The 19,796-nt window shown below is 59.9% G+C and carries 17 protein-coding genes; 6 read left to right on the top strand and 11 right to left on the bottom strand.

Going from position 1 to position 19,796, the window contains the following annotated elements; translation table 11 throughout:
* Positions 1–57: 57 nt before the first annotated feature.
* From HU811_RS00955 to HU811_RS00945, 3 genes are all read right to left on the bottom strand, one after another.
* On the bottom strand, positions 58–948 hold the full coding sequence (locus HU811_RS00955; RefSeq protein ID WP_186653317.1) for a universal stress protein: 891 nt from the start codon (positions 946–948) through the stop codon (positions 58–60).
* 58 nt (positions 949–1,006) lie between these two features.
* The gene (locus tag HU811_RS00950) at positions 1,007–3,379 is read right to left on the bottom strand and encodes a phosphoketolase family protein (protein ID WP_186653314.1); all 2,373 of its coding nucleotides are present in this window, start codon (positions 3,377–3,379) and stop codon (positions 1,007–1,009) included.
* A 132-nt stretch (positions 3,380–3,511) separates the two neighbouring features.
* Entirely contained in the window at positions 3,512–4,405 is an 894-nt protein-coding gene (locus HU811_RS00945) for a universal stress protein (protein WP_186653311.1), read from the bottom strand.
* A gap of 358 nt (positions 4,406–4,763) precedes the next feature.
* On the opposite strand from HU811_RS00945, the gene HU811_RS00940 reads away from it, so the two are divergent.
* Positions 4,764–5,327: a GNAT family N-acetyltransferase gene (locus HU811_RS00940; protein ID WP_186653310.1), complete on the top strand. Its 564-nt coding sequence runs from the start codon at positions 4,764–4,766 to the stop codon at positions 5,325–5,327.
* 55 nt (positions 5,328–5,382) lie between these two features.
* On the opposite strand, the gene HU811_RS00935 is transcribed toward HU811_RS00940, so the two are convergent.
* Together HU811_RS00935 and HU811_RS00930 are read right to left on the bottom strand one after the other, a co-directional pair.
* A complete protein-coding gene (locus tag HU811_RS00935) occupies positions 5,383–6,294 on the bottom strand; it encodes a universal stress protein (protein ID WP_186653309.1) in 912 nt (303 codons plus the stop codon).
* Positions 6,295–6,399: 105 nt separating this feature from the next.
* Complete coding sequence (locus HU811_RS00930; protein ID WP_186653308.1) at positions 6,400–7,644, bottom strand: MgtC/SapB family protein; 1,245 nt, start codon at positions 7,642–7,644, stop codon at positions 6,400–6,402.
* 236 nt (positions 7,645–7,880) lie between these two features.
* Here HU811_RS00930 and HU811_RS00925 point away from each other — a divergent pair, with 236 nt between their 5' ends.
* Genes HU811_RS00925 through HU811_RS00915 form a run of 3 tightly spaced genes read left to right on the top strand, consistent with a single transcriptional unit; the run spans position 7,881 to position 12,063 of the window.
* A complete protein-coding gene (locus HU811_RS00925) occupies positions 7,881–8,804 on the top strand; it encodes a universal stress protein (RefSeq protein WP_186653307.1) in 924 nt (307 codons plus the stop codon).
* Positions 8,805–8,832: 28 nt separating this feature from the next.
* Positions 8,833–11,607 carry a cation-transporting P-type ATPase gene (locus tag HU811_RS00920; protein ID WP_186653306.1) on the top strand — a complete coding sequence of 925 codons (2,775 nt, stop codon included), beginning with the start codon at positions 8,833–8,835 and terminating at the stop codon, positions 11,605–11,607.
* 21 nt (positions 11,608–11,628) lie between these two features.
* Positions 11,629–12,063 (top strand): universal stress protein, encoded by a 435-nt coding sequence (locus tag HU811_RS00915; RefSeq protein ID WP_186653305.1) that lies wholly within the window; start codon positions 11,629–11,631, stop codon positions 12,061–12,063.
* Positions 12,064–12,166: 103 nt separating this feature from the next.
* On the opposite strand, the gene HU811_RS00910 is transcribed toward HU811_RS00915, so the two are convergent.
* The 6 genes from HU811_RS00910 to HU811_RS00885 all read right to left on the bottom strand — a co-directional run bounded on the left by HU811_RS00910 (position 12,167) and on the right by HU811_RS00885 (position 16,963).
* Positions 12,167–12,454 carry a cyd operon YbgE family protein gene (locus HU811_RS00910; RefSeq protein WP_186653304.1) on the bottom strand — a complete coding sequence of 96 codons (288 nt, stop codon included), beginning with the start codon at positions 12,452–12,454 and terminating at the stop codon, positions 12,167–12,169.
* Positions 12,451–12,573: a cytochrome bd-I oxidase subunit CydX gene (cydX, locus tag HU811_RS00905; protein ID WP_092454552.1), complete on the bottom strand. Its 123-nt coding sequence runs from the start codon at positions 12,571–12,573 to the stop codon at positions 12,451–12,453. Before cydX ends, HU811_RS00910 begins: the two co-directional genes overlap by 4 nt.
* Before the next feature lie 22 nt (positions 12,574–12,595).
* On the bottom strand, positions 12,596–13,732 hold the full coding sequence (cydB, locus tag HU811_RS00900) for a cytochrome d ubiquinol oxidase subunit II (protein ID WP_186653301.1): 1,137 nt from the start codon (positions 13,730–13,732) through the stop codon (positions 12,596–12,598).
* A complete protein-coding gene (locus HU811_RS00895; protein WP_186653299.1) occupies positions 13,725–15,296 on the bottom strand; it encodes a cytochrome ubiquinol oxidase subunit I in 1,572 nt (523 codons plus the stop codon). Before HU811_RS00895 ends, cydB begins: the two co-directional genes overlap by 8 nt.
* Complete coding sequence (cydP, locus tag HU811_RS00890; protein ID WP_092454559.1) at positions 15,293–15,493, bottom strand: cytochrome oxidase putative small subunit CydP; 201 nt, start codon at positions 15,491–15,493, stop codon at positions 15,293–15,295. Before cydP ends, HU811_RS00895 begins: the two co-directional genes overlap by 4 nt.
* A gap of 144 nt (positions 15,494–15,637) precedes the next feature.
* Positions 15,638–16,963: a sigma-54 interaction domain-containing protein gene (locus tag HU811_RS00885; protein WP_092454561.1), complete on the bottom strand. Its 1,326-nt coding sequence runs from the start codon at positions 16,961–16,963 to the stop codon at positions 15,638–15,640.
* A gap of 227 nt (positions 16,964–17,190) precedes the next feature.
* Between HU811_RS00885 and HU811_RS00880 the strand changes: the two genes are divergently transcribed.
* Both HU811_RS00880 and HU811_RS00875 read left to right on the top strand, forming a co-directional pair.
* A complete protein-coding gene (locus HU811_RS00880) occupies positions 17,191–18,069 on the top strand; it encodes an MBL fold metallo-hydrolase (protein ID WP_186653298.1) in 879 nt (292 codons plus the stop codon).
* 42 nt (positions 18,070–18,111) lie between these two features.
* Positions 18,112–19,782 (top strand): bifunctional protein tyrosine phosphatase family protein/NAD(P)/FAD-dependent oxidoreductase, encoded by a 1,671-nt coding sequence (locus tag HU811_RS00875; protein WP_186653297.1) that lies wholly within the window; start codon positions 18,112–18,114, stop codon positions 19,780–19,782.
* The last annotated feature ends 14 nt before the right edge of the window (positions 19,783–19,796 follow it).

Genomic DNA, 19,796 nt, shown 5'->3' with positions numbered 1-19,796 from the left:
ATTCACACACCCGGCCATTGATTTGCATCAAGGACGCCGCGGTGAACGCCGGTGTCCTCACACCGCCAGCACGCTGCACGACACCTGATACAAAATATGCTCTGTGGTGCTGCCTAACAGCCCGTGCGGGCCACTCTTTTGGGAGCGCCCCATGACGACGACATCCACCTCATGCTCCAGGGCAAACTCACTCAAGGCTGAAACCGGATGGCCCAGCACAAAATGCCTGCGTTCGGCCGGAACGCCGAACAGGTTGGCCAGCTCCAGGAACGTTTTTTCCAAGCTCCTGCGCAGTTCATTACTGAGCTGCTTAAGCGTCAGCCCACCGCCACCGACATCGCCCAGGTACACCGACGAAACCTCATACGCGTGAACCAGATGCAGCTCGGCATCGCACTGCAAAGCCAAGCCGATTGCCTCGCGAATGATCCGGTCGTTGAGCCCACTGTTTTGCGCAAAGTCGCTGGAAGGGTCCACCGCCGCAACCACCTTGCGCGGTAAGGCGTGGCCGGTGGCGCCCACCAGGTACATCGGAACCGGGCACTGGCGCAACAGACGCCAGTCCAGCGGGGTAAGAAAGGCCCGTTTGAGCAGGGGCTCGTGTTGCACCTGCTTGATCAGCAGATCAGGCTGGATTTGCGTAACGTGCTGCAGAATCTGCTCCTCCATGCCGTCACCCCAGGCCACCTGGGTGGTGACCCTCAGGCCTCGACGCCGCATCTTGTCGGCCTCCTCCTCCAACCAGTGACGGTGGTCCTGCAGGTAGTTCTGGCGCGCTTCCTCGCGGGGCTCCTGCTCCAACAGCGAGAGTATGTCCAGTGACGGCACCAACGCCGAAACATGCAAGTGCGCCCCGCTGGCCGCCGCCAGGGCCGCTGCGTGATGCAGGGCAGGAGAATGTCGTTGTGCCGGGTTGAGAATCAGCAGCAAGCGCTGGTACTGGCTCATGATGGATCTCCAAAAAGTAGAACGGCGCGACGTCGACGTCATGACCTGCACAGGACAATCAAGCCGGCGCTGGCGTCCAGTGCCAGTTCAAGACCTCGGGCATGTCCTGCCCATGTTCGATCAGGTAGAGCTGGTGCTTCTCCATGGTGGCCCAGTAGCGGTCGCGGGCGCCTTCCACCAGCGGTTGCAAGCGTGGGACCCGCTGGATGACATCCAGGGCCAGTTGGTAGCGATCCAGGTGATTGATGACCGCCATGTCGAACGGTGTGGTTGTGGCCCCCTCCTCCATGAAACCGCGCACATGGAAATTGTCATGGTTGTGGCGTTTGTAGACCAAGCGATGGATCAATGAAGGATAGCCGTGGAAAGCGAAAATCACCGGTTTGTCCACGGTGAACAGCTCATCGAACATGGCCTCCGGCAACCCGTGGGAATGCTGTTGCGGCGGTTGCAACACCATCAGGTCGACCACATTGACCACTCGCACTCGCAGGTCGGGGACGTATTCGCGCAGCAGGGTCACGGCGGCCAGGGTTTCCAGGGTCGGCACGTCACCGGCACAGGCCATTACCACATCAGGGTCTTCATCGTCCTTGCAGGCGAAGGCCCAGCGGCCAGCGCCGGCCATGCAATGGCGGATGGCCGAGTCGATGTCCAGCCACTGCCACTCCGGCTGTTTGCCGGCCACGATCACATTGATGTAATTGCGACTCTTGAGGCAGTGGTCGGCCACGGATAACAGGCAGTTGGCATCCGGCGGCAGGTAGATACGCACCACGTCCGCGCTTTTGTTCGCCACCAGATCAATGAACCCCGGGTCCTGATGGGAAAAGCCGTTGTGGTCCTGACGCCAGACATGGGACGTGAGCAGGTAGTTCAGCGAGGCGATCGGTGCGCGCCAGGGAATCTGGGCGGCGGTCTTGAGCCACTTGGCGTGTTGGTTGAACATCGAGTCGACGATATGGACGAACGCTTCGTAGCAGGAGAACAACCCATGACGACCGGTCAGCAAATACCCTTCAAGCCAGCCTTCACACACCTGCTCGCTGAGAATTTCCATCACCCGGCCGTCGCAGTCCAGATTCGTATCGCCTGTTTCCTGCGCCGCCATCCAGGTCTTGCCACTGACCTCATACACCGCATCAAGGCGATTGGACGCGGTTTCGTCGGGGCCGAACAGGCGAAAGTTGCCAGCCTTGAGGTTTTGCTTCATCACGTCGCGCACAAAACCACCCAGTACCCGAGTGGACTCTGCCTGCACGCTGCCGGGCGCGGAAAACTGCACGGCATAATCGGTAAACCGCGGCAGCTCAAGTGGCTGCAGGAGCAAGCCGCCATTGGCGTGGGGATTGGCGCCCAGACGCCGATGCCCTGTGGGCGCCAGCGCCGCGATATCCGGCAGCAACGCTCCGTTGGCGTCAAACAGTTCCTGTGGCCGGTAACTCTCAAGCCATTGTTGCAGTTGCGTCAGATGCATGGGCTGTTCGAAGTGACTCAACGGCACCTGATGAGAACGCCAGGTGCCCTCGACCTGCTGACCATCGACGAATCGCGGACCGGTCCAGCCCTTGGGCGTGCGCAGCACCAGCATAGGCCACAGTGGCCGCTCCAGTTCACGTCCCGAGGAGTCCGCACGGGCCGTACGCTGGATTTCGCGGATCTTGAGCAGCATGCCGTCCAGGACCATCGCCAGTTGCTGATGAACGGTGTGGGGGTCGTCGCCTTCGACAAAATATGGGTCGTAGCCATAGCCGTACATGAGGGCTGACAGCTCGTCTTCACTGATACGCGAAAGCAGCGTGGGGTTGGCGATCTTGAAACCGTTAAGGTGCAAGATCGGCAACACGGCGCCGTCACGCCTGGGGTTGAGAAACTTGTTGGAATGCCAGCTCGCCGCCAGCGTACCGGTTTCGGCTTCACCGTCACCGATGACGCAGGTCACGATCAGGTCAGGGTTGTCGAACGCCGCTCCGTAGGCATGGGCCAGGCAATAACCCAGCTCTCCCCCTTCATGGATGGAACCTGGAATCTGCGCCGAGACATGACTGGACAACCCGTAGGGCCAGGAAAACTGCCGGAACAAGCGCAGCATCCCGTTTTCGTTCTGTTCCACCGAGGGATAACACTGGGTAAAGCTGCCCTCCAGATAGCTCTGGGCGACGATGGCCGGTCCGCCGTGCCCAGGGCCGGTGATCAGGATCATGTCCAGGTCGTGGGTCTTGATCAGGTGATTGAGATGCACGTAGACCAGGTTCAACCCCGGTGTCGTGCCCCAGTGACCCAACAGGCGCGGCTTGACGTGGCCCAGTTGCAGCGGCTTGCGCAGCAACGGGTTGTCCTTGAGGTAAATCTGGCCCACGGCCAGGTAATTGGAGGCGCGCCAGTAGGCGTCAATGCCTTCCAGTTGATCGGGGCTAAGAAAATCAGTCATCACATTCTCCTAAAGAGGCTCGCTTACCCGCGACCTGCCTGATCGCTTGAACCACTATCGAACCGCCTGCCATCCTGATTCTGGAGCGCTTGAACAAGCCCGACTTGATTTACATCAGAATCAGCGCCCTCCTCATGCCCTGACCGCCAACAGACTGCCCGACACCGAATACAGTGCCCGCTCCGTCGTGCTGCCGATCAGACGGTCCAGACCCAGACGTTGTTCGGTGCCCATCACCACCACATCAACCTCGAACTCATCGAGGAACTCATGAATCACCGGCACCGGCAGGCCAATGACGAAGTGCCGGCGCTCGGGAGGCACGTTCCAGCGCTCGGCCAAATTGATGAATGCAGCGTGCAGCGACTCTCGCAAGGCCTCGGCAAAGTCTTCATCCCCGGCCCCTGCCAGCAACGAGACCTCGCCGTTGAAGGCCGGTGACAGGTCGCAGGCGTGCAGCAGATGCAGCGGGGCATTGCATTGCAGGGCCATTGCCCCGGCGGCCTGGATAATGCGCTCGTTCAAGGCGTTGGCCTGCGGATTGGCGGGGTCCACCGCCGCCACAACCCGGCGCGGCAAGCTGTGGGTGGCGCGATTGACCAGATGCACCGGCACCGGGCAATCGCGCAGCAGATGGCAGTCCAGAGGTGTCACGAAAACACGCTTGAGCAGCGGTTCGAGGGTCACATCCTTGATCAGCAAGTCGGGCTGAAACTGTTCGACGTAACGCAGGATGTCCAGCAATGGATGAGTGGTCCAGACCACGTGTGTCGTCACGTCCAGCCCTTGCTCTTTGAGCAGCGCCGCTTCCTCCACCATCCAGCGACGATAGCGGTGCATATAGCGCTGAAGCGTCGCTTCATCGTCTTTTTCGCCCCACAAATGGGTGTGCGGCGGTGGTTGAACGAATGCGCACAAATGCAAGACCGCGCCGCTGACCCTGGCCAGGGCACAGGCCCGACGCAGCGCGGCAGACGGATGCAGGTCGGCTTCAACGATCAATAGCAAACGTTGGTACTGCTCCATTACACACCTCCACTGATCTGTTCGCCATCAGGTCCCCAGCGGTCCCTCTCTGGCATGTGCAACAGCCTGCGCTTGTCCCCCCTGGGGCGGCTTGATCTTTATCAACTGCATGCACATACCTGTGGGAGCAAAGCTTGCTCGCGATGCAGGCACCCAGGTCTTCAGGTGGACCGCATGAACGTTCATCGCGGGCAAGCCTTGCTCCCACAGGTTTGACTGCTCCCAGGCATTGATCATCGACGAGTGGATTCGCGAGCACTGATCCAGATCAGAATCGATCTGCCACGCCGGCGTAGAACAGTGATGAATGCGCGGCCTTTGCCGCGCCGAAGGTTCACACCCGATGGAGGAACACATCATGCTCAACGTCAAAGACCACAATGAACGCGCCGCAGCCATGTACGCCAGTATCAGCGGCAAGCACTGGATCCAGGCGCTCAGAGATGGCCGGCACGTGCTGATCAGGCCATTGAAGGAAGAAGATCGCCAGCGCGAATATGACTTCATCAAGCGTCTGTCGCCGGAGTCCCGGCACATGCGTTTTCTGGCGCAAATCAATGAACCCGGTGCGGCGATGCTCGACCAATTGATGGACATCGACTGCAAGACGCGCATGGCCTATATCGCCCTGGCCCACGACAACGGTCAGTTGATCGAAATCGGCGTCAGCCGTTATAGCGCCACCCGTGAAGACGAATGTGAATGCGCCGTGACCGTCGCCGATCAATGGCAGCATTTGGGGCTGGGTACGTTGCTGATGGAGCATTTGATAGAGGCGGCCCGCAAGAATGGCTTCCGCCAGCTGTATTCCATCGACGCCGCCGATAACGCCCCGATGCGGGAGCTGGCCCACAGTCTGGGATTTGAAACCCGCACCGATCCCGACGACGCCCGGCAGGTCATCCACCGGCTCTATCTGTAGCCATGGCTGATTGCGCGGGACCCGTTCCAGGGCCCGCGCAGCGTTGCCTCTGCCTTCACTCCCCCGGCTTGATTGCCCATACGCTGCAAGGTGCCCGTTGCAGCACCTGCTCGGCGGTGCTGCCCAGGTGCTTGTCCAGGCCTCGATGCTGTGTCGTACCCATGACAATGACGTCGCATTGATGATCGGTGGCGAAAGTGCAGATGCTGCTCAGCGGCGCACCTTCGATGAAGTGACGCTGCGGCGGCGGGACACCGTGACGCTCGGCCAGGGATTCAAACACTTCATGCTGCGCCTGCCCCAATGCTTCATAGAGCCCGGTGGCCAGCGGCAGCGCGCCCACGCCCATATCGGCGGCGTACACCGCCGTCCAGTCGAAGGCATGCAGCAACTCAACCTGGGCGTTGCATTGTTCAGCCAGTTTCACGGCGGCATCGACGATCCGATCGTTGAACACCAGGTCCTGCTCCTCGCTGCGCAGCACATCGACGATCGCCAGAACCTGCCGCGGCCGCGGATGACGCGCATCAGTGACCAGGTGCACCGGCACCGGGCAGTCCCGCAGCAGGCGCCAGTCCATGGGCGTGAAGAAAATCCGCTTCATCACCGGTTCAGGCTCGGCGTCCTTGATGATCAGAGCCAATGGCATCTCTTTGACGTACTGCTGCAAGGCCTGATAAGCGTCTTTGCCCCAGACCACCTCGCTCGTCGCCTCCACCCCATGGCGGCGCGCCAGCTCAGCCTGTTGCCATAACCAGTGCCGGTGCGTTTCCAGATACCCGTCGCGGGCCTGCTTGACCTGCTCTGGCGCAAAAAGACCAGCCACCGACAGCACCTCCAGATAGTCGATGGCGACGATGTGCAGGGGTAAATCCAACGCCAAGGCCAGTTCGGTGGCGCGGTCGAACGCAGGCGAACGGGTCATGGCATCGGGTGCCAATAACAACAAACGTTGGGTCTGGGACATGGAACACCTCGGCACGGGGCGGCAGCCCCCTTGGGGATTGAGGGTTCCAGAATGAACGCATGCCGCGGGCGGGACTTGATCTTCATCAAACTGCCACCAATAGGCTCACAGGTTCGGGAGTAGCACACCGGCCCACATCGCCAGCGTCACCAGCACTTGGCCAGGAATGACATACCCGGCGAAACGCCGTCCGCCACTGAGCCAGGCCACTGCGCATTTACTCAGGGAGTTGCTGCTCATCGCCACCAGGGCCGGTACGGCGATGCCCTCCAGGGGCAACAACCCGGCCTTCGCCAAGGAGGCAACGGAAGCAATCGAGGCATGCGCGTCAACCAGCCCGCTGAACATCGCGGTGACGGTTACGCCGGCTTGCCCGAACTCGGCAAGCATCGCCGACGACAGGACCGTGATACCGGCCATCGCCAGGACTACCGTCAAGGCCAGTTTGAGGTTGAAGGCCCCGCCGCGCTTGATGGGTTCATCCGCCCGAGCCCTTGGGCGCGGAAACATCAGCACCCCGGCGTAGATCAATGTTGTCAGCAGGCCGCAGAGCAGCGGGCCCCACATCCAAAGCAGCAGGGCCGGTTCTACGGCACCGAGGATCAGCCCCATTTGCGCCACTGTCGCCAGATTGGATAACACGGCTGCGGCGCTCAGCACCTTGAGATTGACCGGCTCTTTCGCGGCGATGTTACCCATGGTCGCAACGGTCAGCGTGGCCGAGGCGAAGCCCGAGGCAACCGCGCTGAGGGCGTAACCGTAGCGAGTGCCGAGGGTCCGCACCGCAACATGCCCCAGCGCGCCCACAGCCATCAACATGACCGTCAACATACAGATAGTGCGCGGGTTGATCGCATCGTAAGGCCCGAGGAAACGATCCGGCACCAGCGGCAGCACCACCAGCGCGGCGATCAACAGCACTAGCCCGTCACGCATTTCGGCTGCGGTCAATTGATTGCGGGCAAAGTGGTGCAGCGCCTGGCGGCTGGCGAGCAGACCGGCCATCACCACCCCAATCGCGATCGCAAGGGTCGGGGCGGTCATGCAGAGCGCCCCCAACGCGAGCGCCGCGAATAACGCCACTTCGCTGGTGATACCGGGGTCCTGGTCGAGGTTTTTCCAATAGGCCACCGTCACCAGGGCTCCTAGCGCAAGCGCCACGAACCCCAGCAACAAGACGCCGCCAGCCTGCGCCGTGACATACCCCAGCAATGAAGTAATGGCAAAGGTCCGCAGACCGGCAAAATCGCGTCTGACGCCCTCGCCTTTGCGTCGCTCGCGCTCTAACCCGATCAACAGGCCGATTCCAAGCGCGGCGGCGGCATTGGCAAAGCCCAGGGTCTCGGTCATGGCAGCGGTTCTATACTGAGGGTTGCGGTTATACCTGGGTCCAGGGTAGTCCCTGGCCGGATTCATGATCAAACATAGCGCTATTGCCCAGCGTCGTGCGCATTGATACCACGCTTCTGGACTGGGTTTGATGCAAATCAACTTGCCGGCGCCCGATGCGATCATGATCAAGGCCTGATACCACGCCGCGCGAACAGTCGCCCGGTGCCAACACGCCAATGCTCGGGAGGTTTGTCATGTCCACGCAATCACGTTTGATGCTGGTCGTCTCGCCGCTGATGGAACACAGCCCGGCCTTCGACCGGGCCGCGGCGCTGGCCAAGGCCGAAGGCGCCGCGCTGCATATCGTGGCCTTCGACTACCTCGAAGGCCTGGCCACCGCCAACCTGGTCAATGAACAGGCACTGGAGCAGATGCGCCTGGGTTACGTTGAACGCCATCGCCACTGGCTGGAAGAGCAGGCCAGGCCACTGCGCAAGCTCGGCATCGAAGTCACGACCGAAGTGACGTGGGTCGAGCGGCCATTGCAGGAAATCCTGATCCACCTCAAAGAGCAGCCGATGGATGCGCTGATCAAGACGGTGGAGCATGAATCCTGGTTCTCGCGCCTGATGTTCACGCCGCTGGATGTACATCTTCTGCGCGAAAGTGACGTACCGCTGCACTTCGTCAACAAAGTCATTCACGCCCGGCCGCACAAGATTCTCGCTGCCATTGACCCGTTTCATCTCGATGGGCGCTACGAAGGCCTCAACGATCGGATCCTGAGCGAAGCCAACAAACTGGCCTCCTCCTGCGACGCGAGCCTGGAAGTCATCTACGCCTATGACCTATCGTCCATCACCGCCTCGGAATACGGGTTCGGCAGTGGCTCGATGTTCTTCTCCTCGACCCTGGCCCGGCAGCTTTACGAATCCCAGGGCGAAGCCTTCGATGCGCTGGCCGAGCGCAACGGCATCGCGCCGGAACAACGGCGCATGATCATGGGCGACCCGGCCAAGGTGCTGGCCAGCTACGCTGCATCCCATGACATTGATGTCATTGTCATGGGGCGCGTGCGTTACACGGGCCTGGACAAGCTGATCGGCAGCACCGTGGAAGGGCTGATGTACAAGATGCCGTGCAGCCTGTGGGTGATTGCACCGCAGAAGATGGATTGACAGGAACGAGCACAGGGAAGATGGACGGATGAACCGACCGAGCAACGCATCGACCGAGCAAAATCCGACTCCCGTGGATGCCGAGGCTTGGTACACGTTACCTGCGCAGCAGGTGCTCAAGCGGCTTGAGGTCAATGAACACACCGGGCTCAACGACGCCGAAGTTCAAGCCCGGCTCGCGCACACAGGCCTCAATCGCTTGCCGGAATCGGCCCGGCGACCGGCGTGGCTGCGGTTTCTGTTGCAGTTTCACAACATCCTGATTTATGTGCTGCTGGGCTCTGCGGCGATCACCGCGCTGCTGCAACACCTTTGGGATACGGTGGTCATTCTGGCGGTGGTGGTGGCCAACGCCGTGATTGGTTATGTCCAGGAAGGCAAAGCGGAAAAAGCCATGGACGCGATCCGGCAGATGCTGGCACCACATGCAGCCGTGATTCGTGCCGGCCAACGTTTAAGTGTTGCAGGTGAGGAGTTGGTACCGGGCGATATTGTGTTACTGGAGGCCGGTGACAAAGTCCCCGCGGACCTGCGTCTGCTGCACGCCAACAGGCTGCAGATCCAGGAAGCCATCCTCACCGGTGAATCCGCCCCCGTCGAAAAACACATTGAACCTGTGCGCCTTGGAGCGGCCCTGGGTGATCGTGCCTGCATGGCCTTCAGTGGCACCCTGGTGACCTGCGGACAGGCCACCGGGGTCGTTGTGGCCACCGCAACGGCGGCCGAGATCGGGCGCATCAGCAATCTGTTGTCAGAAGTCGAGACACTGACCACTCCGCTGGTCCAGCAAATGAACGTCTTCGCGCGCTGGCTGACGATTCTGATTCTGCTCGTTGCGGGGCTGTTACTGGTTTACGGTCATTTTGTCGGCCATTACGCATTCAACGAGATCTTCATGGTGGTGGTGGGCATGTCGGTCGCCGCCATCCCCGAAGGACTGCCCGCCGTACTCACCATTACCCTGGCGGTTGGCGTTCGCGCGATGGCCCGGCGCAACGCTATCGTGCGTCGCCTGCCCGCCATTGAAACGCTGGGCTCGGTTTCGGTCATCTGCACGGACAAGACCGGCACCCTCACCCGCAACGAAATGATGGTCGCCTCGGTCGTCACCAGTGATCTCACCTTCACCGTCGACGGTGCCGGTTATCAACCGTCGGGCAACATGAACCTGGCCGACCAGTTGATTGACACCTCCAACCACCCCACGTTAGCCGAACTGGGACGCGCCGCCTCGCTTTGCAATGACGCGGTGTTGAGACAGCACGAAGCCACCTGGAAGGTCGAGGGCGACCCCATGGAAGGCGCGCTGCTGGCGTTTTCCGTGAAGGCCGGGATCGATGGTGAAGAAGAGCGACACACCTGGCCCCGCACCGACGCGATTCCGTTTGACGCCAAACACCGCTTCATGGCGACGCTGCACCACAACCATGAGCGACAGGCGTCCATCTATGTAAAAGGTGCACCGGAACAGATCCTGGCCATGTGCGCGCAACAGCGTGGCAGCAGCGGCGCCACAGAGCCGCTCAATGCTGACTATTGGCACCAACAGGCAAACGCCATTGCCAGCAAAGGTCAGCGCGTGCTGGCGTTTGCCAGCCGGCCTGTGCCGTCCGAGCACACCGTGCTGGAGTTTGGCGACGTGCAGGGTTCGCTGACCCTGCTTGGCATGACGGGCATGATTGACCCGCCTCGCCCTGAAACGATCCAGGCGGTCCAGCAATGCCAGGCGGCCGGTATCGCAGTCAAGATGATCACCGGCGATCACTTCGGCACCGCCGCCGCCATCGGCGCGCAAATCGGTCTGCAAAATCCCGACAAGGTGCTGACCGGCGTCGACCTGGACGCGATGAACGACGCCACGCTCAAAGAAGCGCTCAAGGACGTGAACATCTTCGCCCGCACCAGCCCCGAACATAAGCTGCGGCTGGTGATGTTGCTGCAATCGAACGGCATGACCGTGGCCATGACCGGCGATGGCGTCAACGATGCGCCCGCGCTCAAACGCGCCGACGCTGGCATCGCCATGGGTGACAAAGGCAGTGAGGCGGCAAAAGAGGCGGCAGACCTGGTGCTGGCCGATGATAACTTTGCCTCTATCGTGGCTGCGGTGCGTGAAGGCCGGACGGTCTACGACAACATCAAGAAGGTGTTGAGCTGGACGTTGCCCACCAACGCGGGCGAAACCATGACCATTATTGTCGCGCTGCTGTTTGGCTTCACCCTGCCGGTAACACCGATCCAGATCTTGTGGATCAACCTGATTACCGCGATCACGCTGGGGATCGCCCTGGCGTTCGAACCGACCGAAGAAAACACCATGCGCCGGCCGCCGCGCTCAAGGCACGAGCCATTGATAAGCGGCGCCTTGATCTGGCACATGGTGCTGGTTTCGATCCTGTTTCTTTGCGGCGTCTACGGCATTTTTACCTACGCACTGGACCGGGGTTACCCGGTGGAGTTGGCCCGCACGATCGCCGTCAACACGCTGGTGGTGATGGAAATATTCCACCTGTTCTTCATACGCAATCTTTACGGCACCTCACTCACCTGGAAGGCCGTCAGAGGTACAAAAGTCGTGTGGCTGACCGTTGCAGTGGTAACCTTCGCCCAGTTCGCCATCACCTACGCGCCTCCCCTGCAAAGGGTGTTTGCCACGCAAGCGATTCCCTTTATGGATGGGCTATTGATTATCGCTGTGGGCGTCGCGCTCTTTGCAATCATCGAAACGGAAAAACAGATTCGGCTACGGTTGACCGACCCCAGGAGCGCTACGCTCCTAGTGGGACAGCGCCCGAAGTCATGACACTGAAAGAGGATACGCAAAATGCATAAAGTATTGGTCGCAGTCGATGGTTCAGAGCACTCCGAACGTGTAGTGCATTACCTCATTGGGCTGATCCAGAACGGCGGACTATTGGGAGGCAGCGTGGAGGTACATCTGGTGAATGTTCAGTCATTTTTACCCACTCGCATCGCGCAAACCATGAGAAAGGATGAACTTGACGATTACTACGACGGCAAGAGTGCCGAAGATGCGCAAAAGGCAATCGCGCTTCTGAAGCAGCAAGGCATCGCCTTCACCTTCCATACGTTGCACGGCGACGCGGCCACCAGAATCGTGGCGTGCTCCAAATCCCTGGGGTGCGACAGCATCATCCTGGGTTCGCACGGCAGTGGTTTTCTCGAAGGCATCTTCCTGGGCTCTGTCGCGGCCAAAGTCATCCAGCTGTCCAGTATCCCGATTACCTTGGTCAAGTAACCTAGGGTGAGTTGCTTTCGATCATCACGGACAAAAAATGAACGGCGCAGGAAAAAACTACTGTCGCCGTTCTATGTGGCTTTATCGAGCGCGCAACTTGCGCTCACCGCACGAACATCAGCCAGCCCACCAACGCCAGGGTCGCACTGCAGGTCCAGCCTGAAAACAGCCAGCGCCAGACCCTCATCCGCGGGATAAAACCCACACCCCTGACGAAAGCCACACTCATCGCTGCGAATAAAGCGACCGCCAATGCGTGATCAGCGTTTCCCTCCGGAGTTGCCATCAGCGGCGGGTACAACGTGCAGGCAAGCATGATCGCGAGGGCAATCATCAGACTCGCCAGGTGAATACGTGAAGACGGCTGGGCATCCGAGCGTTGCTGAGTCATCGCTGTTGCTCGTCATTGTCACTCAAGGCCCGACTCGCTTCGTTCTCACCCCACAGTGCATTCAATATCGCCAGCAACAGCGCAAAGCCGACGCCCAACATCCAGGCGAAATACCACATATCGTTTACTCCTTTGCCGGCACTAGTAGGCTGAATGTTCGTTGGCTTTGATCTGGGCGACGGTGACTTTGCCGCTCATGACGCGATACGCCCAGGAGGTATACATCACGATCAGGGGCATGAAGATCAGCGTGGCCCAGAACATGATGGCCAGGCTGAGGTGGCTGGAGACGCTGTCCCACACAGTCAGGCTGGCTGCGGGCATCGTTGATGAAGGCATGATGAAGGGGAACATTGAGACGCCCGCCGTGCTGATCACGCCAATCACCGCCAGCGATGAGGCGACAAACGCTGACAGTGTGCGGCGCACCATCAACAACAGGGCGGCACCGGCGGCACCGCCCAATCCAAGGGCGGGCAGCAGCCAAAGCAATGGATAGCGCTCGTAGTTGGTCATCCAGGCGCCAGGTTCACGCACCACGGTCTTGCTGAGAATGTCCGGCAGCGCCGCGGTATCAACGAGCGAGGTAATGCGATAACCGTCAATCCATTGCAGCCAGATACCGGCGACGATGAATGAGCACACCAGCACGATTGCCGCCGCCACTGCACCTTTTACGGCCCGGGATTGGATAGCCCCCTCCGTGCGATGGGCCAGATAAGTGCCGCCCTGCAAGGTGATCATTGCACTGCTCACAACGCCGGACAGCAGCGCGAAAGGATTGAGCAGTTGCCAGAAGCTGCCGGTGTAGGTGGACACCAGATAGTCATTGAAGTGAAACGGCACGCCCAGCAGCAAGTTGCCAAACGCAATCCCGAATACCAGCGGAGGCACCGCCCCGCCGACAAAAAGCCCCCAATCCCAGGTGCTGCGCCAGGTGGCGTTGTGGATCTTGCTACGGTAGTCAAACCCCACCGGGCGGAAGAACAACGCCCAGAGCACCAGGATCATCGCCCAGTAGAATCCACTGAAAGCCGTGGCGTAGACCACAGGCCACGCCGCGAACAAGGCGCCGCCGGCGGTGATGAACCAGACCTGATTGCCATCCCAGTGCGGCCCGACGGTATTGATGACAACACGCCGCTCCAGGTCGTTGCGGCCAACGAATGGCAGCAGCGTACCGACGCCCATGTCATGACCATCCATGATCGCAAAGCCGATCAGCAGGACGCCGACCAACGCCCACCAGATTATTTTCAAGGTGAAGTAATCAAGCATGGTGAAGCTCCTTCAGATGGGCGTCGTGAACATAACGGCCTGTACCGAGGCTGCCAGGCCCCTGGCGGGCGAACTTGACCATCAGGAACATCTCCACCACCAGCAACACGGTGTAGAACACGATGAACCCGGCCAGCGAGCCATACAGGTTATTCACGCTGAGCGTGGACACGCTCATGTGGGTCGGCAGTACGCCGTAGATAGTCCAGGGCTGGCGGCCATATTCAGCAACGAACCAACCCAGTTCACAGGCGATCCACGGCGCCGGCAGCATGTAAAGTGCCCAGCGCAGCAAGCCGCGATGGTGGGTGCGGCCCGACTTCAGCGTGCTCCAGAAGGCCAGTGCAAAGAGCATCAACATCGCAAAACCCAGGCCGACCATGATCCGGAACGCCCAGAACATCGGCGTCACGCGTGGAACGGTATCGTTCACTGCAGTTTCGATCATGGCCGGCGTGGCTTGGTTGACGTCCTCGACATAGCGTTTAAGCAGCAGCCCGAACCCCAAGTCAGCCTTGTATTCTTCGAACGTCTTGAACGCCGCCGGATCGCTACGATTGGCTCGCAGTGCTTCCAGCGCATTGACGGCGGTAATACCGCGGATGATGCGAGCGCGGTTTTTTTCCTTGATTTCGTGAATGCCGGGAATCTGCTTGCTGACCGAACGAGTACCAATCAGGCCCATCACCCATGGCACCTCGATCTCCCAGTTATTTCGCGATTGAGCTTCATCGATGCTCGCGATCAACGTCAGGCCTGCCGGCGCCGGCTTTGTTTCCCACATGGCTTCCATGGCCGCCAGTTTGGTCTGCTGTGCTTCTCCCACCGTGTAACCGGACTCATCGCCCAGGACGATCACGCTGAGTACAGATGCCAGACCGAACGCCGCGGCGACCCGAAAGCTCCGTTTGGCAAACTCGACATCACGACGCTTGAGTAAGTACCAACTGGAGATCGACAGCACAAACATAGAGCCGGTGACATAGCCGGCCGAAACCGTATGGACAAACTTGGCCTGCGCCACCGGATTGAACACCACCGTCCAGAAATCGACCATTTCCATGCGCATGGTGATGTAGCTGAACTCTGAACCCACCGGGTTCTGCATCCAGCCATTGGCGATCAGGATCCATAGCGCCGACAGGTTTGTGCCGATGGCCATCAGCAGCGTGACCAGCAGGTGATGCTGTCTCTTGAGACGGTCCCAACCAAAAAAGAACAGCCCGATCATGGTCGATTCGAGGAAGAACGCCATCAAGCCTTCGATTGCCAACGGGGCACCGAAAATGTCACCGACATAGTGCGAGTAGTAGGCCCAGTTGGTACCGAACTGAAATTCCAGGGTAATCCCCGTGGTCACTCCCAGCGCGAAGTTGATGCCAAACAGCTTGCCCCAGAAACGCGTCATGTCTTTCCAGATGACATTCCCGGTCATCACATAGACGCTTTCCATGATGACCAGCAGCCACACCATGCCAACGGTGAGCGGTACGAAAAGGAAGTGATAAAGCGCCGTGGCGGCGAATTGCAGCCGCGACAAATCCGCCAGTTGTTCTGAAATCACTTGCTTGCCCCTTGAGCCGAGGTGGGTACACCGAAACGGTTGCCGACCGCATTGGAATCAACGCTGACGTGGAAATCCTCAATGAATAACCACCACAGCACTGCCAGCACGAGCAGCTTGATGAGCACTGCTGTGAGCAGATGACGGCGCAGTCGTTTGTCTGAAATAGTCATGTCGGTGCAGTTAGCACGCGCCATGCCAAGGCTCAGGAACAGATTTTTATCGTTTAATAACAGATATTTAGGAAGCAACTCTAGCAAGGAGGGAATGGCGTGGCAGACTCAAACGCTGCCAATCTGCCATGACGGCAGTGATTGGCAGTCCGGTGTCATAGCGGGTGATCAGGCCAGACCCTGCTCTTTCAACCGCCGGTACAAGGTACGCTCGCTGATACCCAAGTGCCTGGCCAGCTCACTGCGGGTGCCTTTGAACGCTGCCAGACTGTGGGCCAACGACTGGCCGTCAGAAACAGCTGGGGCAGCCAGTCGTTGGACCATGGCATCGGCGGGCTGGGGTAAATGCACGGAGTGTATGACCCCGTCATCGGCAAACAGACTGGCTCTTTCCAGCACATTGCGAAGCTCGCGGATATTGCCCGGCCAGCAATAGCGCTGCAGTTGCATCAAGGCCTCGGCGTCGATGGTCAGCCGGCGCTTGCTGGTGCCGGAACGTTGCAATAACGAATTCACCAACAACGCGATGTCCTCCACGCGATGGCGCAGAGGCGGTAAATGAATGGGGAATACGCTGATGCGGTAATACAGGTCTTGCCTGAACTCACCCTTGGCCATCATCTGTTCCAAGGGTTTATGGGTGGCGGCCACCAAGCGGAAATTGGCATGCAGGCTTTCCACGCCGCCCACACGACGATAGGTGCCCGACTCAATCAGCCTGAGCAGTTTCACCTGCATGGCCAGGGGAACATCGCCGATTTCATCGAGAAACAGCGTACCGCCCTGGGCTGTTTCGACCAGGCCCTGCTTGCGCAGCGTGGCACCGGTGAACGCGCCTTTCTCGTGGCCGAACAGTTCGCTCTCAAACAGCGTTTCAGTCAACCCGGAACAGTCCACCACCACAAAGGGGCCGTTGGCCCGCTCACTGGTCTCATGGACCGCGCGCGCAAACAGTTCCTTACCCGTGCCGGACTCGCCCAACAGCAGCACAGGCAACATGGACGGCGCAACCCGTTGCAATTCCGACAGCGCGCGATTGAACGCAGGAGAGCTGCCCACCAGCCCCTCATTGCTGGGCCGCGCCGAGGCGCTGCGTACCAGGGTAAGACGCTCCACATAAGCGGTAATGTCGCCATGGTCATTGAGGATCGGGCGCAGTTCCACGTCGACATGCTCAGGCCCGCGGGGGGTGTGGTGAATGTGCAGGACCCGATCCGGGCCGCGCATTTCCCTGGCCTTCTTCATCGGGCAGTTCTCCCCTGCCTGATCGCAAGGCACATCATAATGATGGGAAACCCGATAGCACTTATGACCGATAAAGGGCTTATCGGCACTGCCGAACTGGCGCCGATAAGCGGTGTTCGCCGCCAGGATGTTGTAGTCCGGGTCCAGCACGATCATCGGATGCGGCTCGTGCTCGAGAAACGAAACCAGTGACTGCACCTGATCCGGTGGAGGGATCAAATTGTTCGGGGTCGGCAGGAGAGTGCTCATTGGGGTTCCTGTGGGTTCATCCGCACGCGAGTGACACTGCCACTATGCCAACAAACACTGCCAATGGCAGTTGTTTATTCATCTGCGTGAAAATGCCGCATCCGACCTACAAAATTAAACACAGTAAATTCAATTAGATAGCTGAAAATCCTGACTCAATCGGCCCATGGCAGACTTATTGCTACTTCAGGTTAAACCTGTCGGCAACAAGACCAAGGAGACCGATCATGTCCGCTACATTGCACGTCGAAGGATTTTTCGATCCCGATACCCATACTGTCAGTTATATCGTGCTCGATCAGGCGACCCGTCACTGCGCACTCGTGGACAGCGTACTGGATTACGATCACAAATCCGGCCATACCACGACGCGGTCTGCCGACACGTTGATCGCCCGGGTGGCCGAGCTGGACGCCAAGGTTCAATGGATTCTTGAAACCCATGTCCACGCCGACCACCTCACGGCAGCGCCGTACCTGAAGGAACAGCTGGGAGGCAAGATCGGCATCGGCAGTCGGATCACCACCGTGCAGCAAACCTTTGGCACGTTGTTCAATACCGGTGACGAGATGGCCCAGGATGGCAGTCAGTTCGATCATCTGTTCGTCAATGAATACCCGTTCTCTATCGGCTCGCTGGAGTGCCGCGCGCTGCATACGCCCGGCCATACACCCGCGTGCATGACGTATGTCGTCAGCGACTCCCGGCAAACGGTGGCATTCGTCGGCGACACCCTGTTCATGCCCGACTACGGTACTGCGCGCTGTGATTTTCCAGGCGGCGATGCCCGCACCTTGTTCCGGTCCATCAACAAGGTATTGAGCCTGCCGGCCGATACGGTGCTGTACATGTGCCACGACTACCAGCCCGACGGCCGCGAGGTGCTGTTCGCCAGTACCGTGGCCGAGCAGCGCGCCGACAACATCCACGTGCGTAATGGCATCAGTGAAGAAGCGTTCGTGGCCATGCGCACCCAGCGTGACAGCACGCTGGAAATGCCCACGCTGATCCTGCCCTCGGTTCAGGTCAACATGCGAGCCGGACACTTCCCTGAGCCGGAATCGAACGGCACACGCTATCTGAAGATCCCGCTCAACATGCTCTGACGTCCCCTCCCCCTATAAGAACATCCCATCACGGAGACCACCATGGACATCCGCCACCTTGCGTCAGGCTTAGCGGTATCAGAGCAGATTTTCCCTCATCAATTGACGGAACTGAAAAACACCGGCTTTCGCGCCATCGTGTGTAATCGCCCGGACGGTGAAAGCAGCGATCAACCCTTGTTTGCCGAAATCAAGCGCGCGGCTGAAGCGCTGGGCATTGAGGCTCACTACCTTCCCGCGGAATCGGGCAAGGTCACCGACGAACAAGCCGTTGCCTTCGGCCAGTTATTTGAATCACTGCCAAAACCGGTGTTGGCGTATTGCCGCTCCGGCATGCGCTCGACCACTCTGTGGGCGTTGTCACAAGCGAGCCTGCTGCCGCTGCCGCAGATCGTCGAAGCGGCCAAGGATGCCGGGTTTGACATGAAAGGCGTTATCCGCCGGATTGCGAACAAAGGGCTGACCCCGGTCGAAGTGGCCGAGGCCGAGCATGCGGTGGTCATTATCGGCGGCGGCGCAGCGGGCATTGCGGCGGCGTCGAGTTTATTGGCCAGGGAACCGGGGCTCGACATCGCCATCATTGACCCGGCAGATGTGCATTATTACCAGCCAGGCTGGACGTTGGTCGGTTGCGGTGTCTTCGACGCCCCCCGGACCGCCCACACGATGGGCTCGACCATTCCGCGCGGCGTGCACTGGATCAAAGCCGCCGTGGCCGCTTTTGAACCCGAGAGAAACGCGGTCATTCTCGATGGCTGCAGGGTCGTCAGGTACGCACAGTTGATTGTGTGCCCCGGCCTCAAACTCAACTGGAATGCCATTGAAGGCCTGCCGCAGACATTGGGTCGCAACGGCGTCACATCAAACTACCTGTATCACCTGGCCCCCTATACCTGGGCGTGCGTGCAGCAACTGCGCGGTGGCCGGGCGATCTTCACGCAACCGCCCATGCCGATCAAATGCGCCGGCGCGCCGCAAAAAGCCATGTATCTCTCGGCCGACCACTGGCGACGTGAAGGGGTACTGGGCAACATCAAGATCGATTTCTGCAGTGCCGGTGCCGTGCTGTTCGGGGTGCCCGACTACGTGCCGGCCCTGATGGAGTACATCCGCGCCTATGGCATCGACCTGAACTTCGGCAGCACGCTGACCCGCGTTGACGGGCCCGCGCAAACCGCCACCTTCAGTAGCGTCAAGCCCGATGGCACGCACCAGCTTGTCACCCGTGACTTCGACCTGCTGCATGTGGTGCCCCCACAGATTGCGCCGGACTTTATCCGCGTCAGCCCCCTCGCCGATGCGGCTGGCTGGATTGATGTCGACCCCAGCACGCTGCGCCATAAAACCTGGGCGAATATTCACGCACTGGGCGACGCCACCAACTCCAGCAACGCCAAGACCGCCGCGGCCGCTCGCAAGCAGGCGCCGGTGGTCGCCCATAACGTGCTGGCAGCCATGGGCAAAGCCAAGGGCAACGCCCATTACGACGGTTACGGCTCCTGCCCGCTGACAGTCGAGCGGGGCAAGATCGTCCTGGCGGAGTTCACCTATGGCGGCACCGTCGCCCCCAGCTTCCCATCCTGGCTGATTGACGGGACCCGGCCGTCGAGACTGGCGTGGCTGCTCAAGGAACGGATTCTCCCTCCGTTGTATTGGAAGGGCATGCTCCGCGGGCGTGAGTGGCTGGCAAAACCGGAGTTGGCAGACCTATGAAACCGGACCTCAAG

The sequence above is a fragment of the Pseudomonas tehranensis genome (genome assembly GCF_014268615.1).
Taxonomy (GTDB): domain Bacteria; phylum Pseudomonadota; class Gammaproteobacteria; order Pseudomonadales; family Pseudomonadaceae; genus Aquipseudomonas; species Aquipseudomonas tehranensis.
This window is presented reverse-complemented; position numbering and strand designations above follow the sequence as displayed.

Coding starts and splice junctions, on each gene's coding strand:
- HU811_RS00950 (WP_186653314.1), bottom strand. CDS start 3,379: ATGACTGATTTTCTTAGCCCCGATCAACTGGAAGGCATTGACGCCTAC.
- HU811_RS00935 (WP_186653309.1), bottom strand. CDS start 6,294: ATGTCCCAGACCCAACGTTTGTTGTTATTGGCACCCGATGCCATGACC.
- HU811_RS00955 (WP_186653317.1), bottom strand. CDS start 948: ATGAGCCAGTACCAGCGCTTGCTGCTGATTCTCAACCCGGCACAACGA.
- HU811_RS00885 (WP_092454561.1), bottom strand. CDS start 16,963: ATGAGCACTCTCCTGCCGACCCCGAACAATTTGATCCCTCCACCGGAT.
- HU811_RS00875 (WP_186653297.1), top strand. CDS start 18,112: ATGGACATCCGCCACCTTGCGTCAGGCTTAGCGGTATCAGAGCAGATT.
- HU811_RS00915 (WP_186653305.1), top strand. CDS start 11,629: ATGCATAAAGTATTGGTCGCAGTCGATGGTTCAGAGCACTCCGAACGT.
- HU811_RS00925 (WP_186653307.1), top strand. CDS start 7,881: ATGTCCACGCAATCACGTTTGATGCTGGTCGTCTCGCCGCTGATGGAA.
- HU811_RS00930 (WP_186653308.1), bottom strand. CDS start 7,644: ATGACCGAGACCCTGGGCTTTGCCAATGCCGCCGCCGCGCTTGGAATC.
- cydX (WP_092454552.1), bottom strand. CDS start 12,573: ATGTGGTATTTCGCCTGGATGTTGGGCGTCGGCTTTGCGCTGTTGCTG.
- cydP (WP_092454559.1), bottom strand. CDS start 15,493: ATGGCGCGTGCTAACTGCACCGACATGACTATTTCAGACAAACGACTG.
- HU811_RS00945 (WP_186653311.1), bottom strand. CDS start 4,405: ATGGAGCAGTACCAACGTTTGCTATTGATCGTTGAAGCCGACCTGCAT.
- HU811_RS00940 (WP_186653310.1), top strand. CDS start 4,764: ATGCTCAACGTCAAAGACCACAATGAACGCGCCGCAGCCATGTACGCC.
- cydB (WP_186653301.1), bottom strand. CDS start 13,732: ATGCTTGATTACTTCACCTTGAAAATAATCTGGTGGGCGTTGGTCGGC.
- HU811_RS00920 (WP_186653306.1), top strand. CDS start 8,833: ATGAACCGACCGAGCAACGCATCGACCGAGCAAAATCCGACTCCCGTG.
- HU811_RS00910 (WP_186653304.1), bottom strand. CDS start 12,454: ATGACTCAGCAACGCTCGGATGCCCAGCCGTCTTCACGTATTCACCTG.
- HU811_RS00880 (WP_186653298.1), top strand. CDS start 17,191: ATGTCCGCTACATTGCACGTCGAAGGATTTTTCGATCCCGATACCCAT.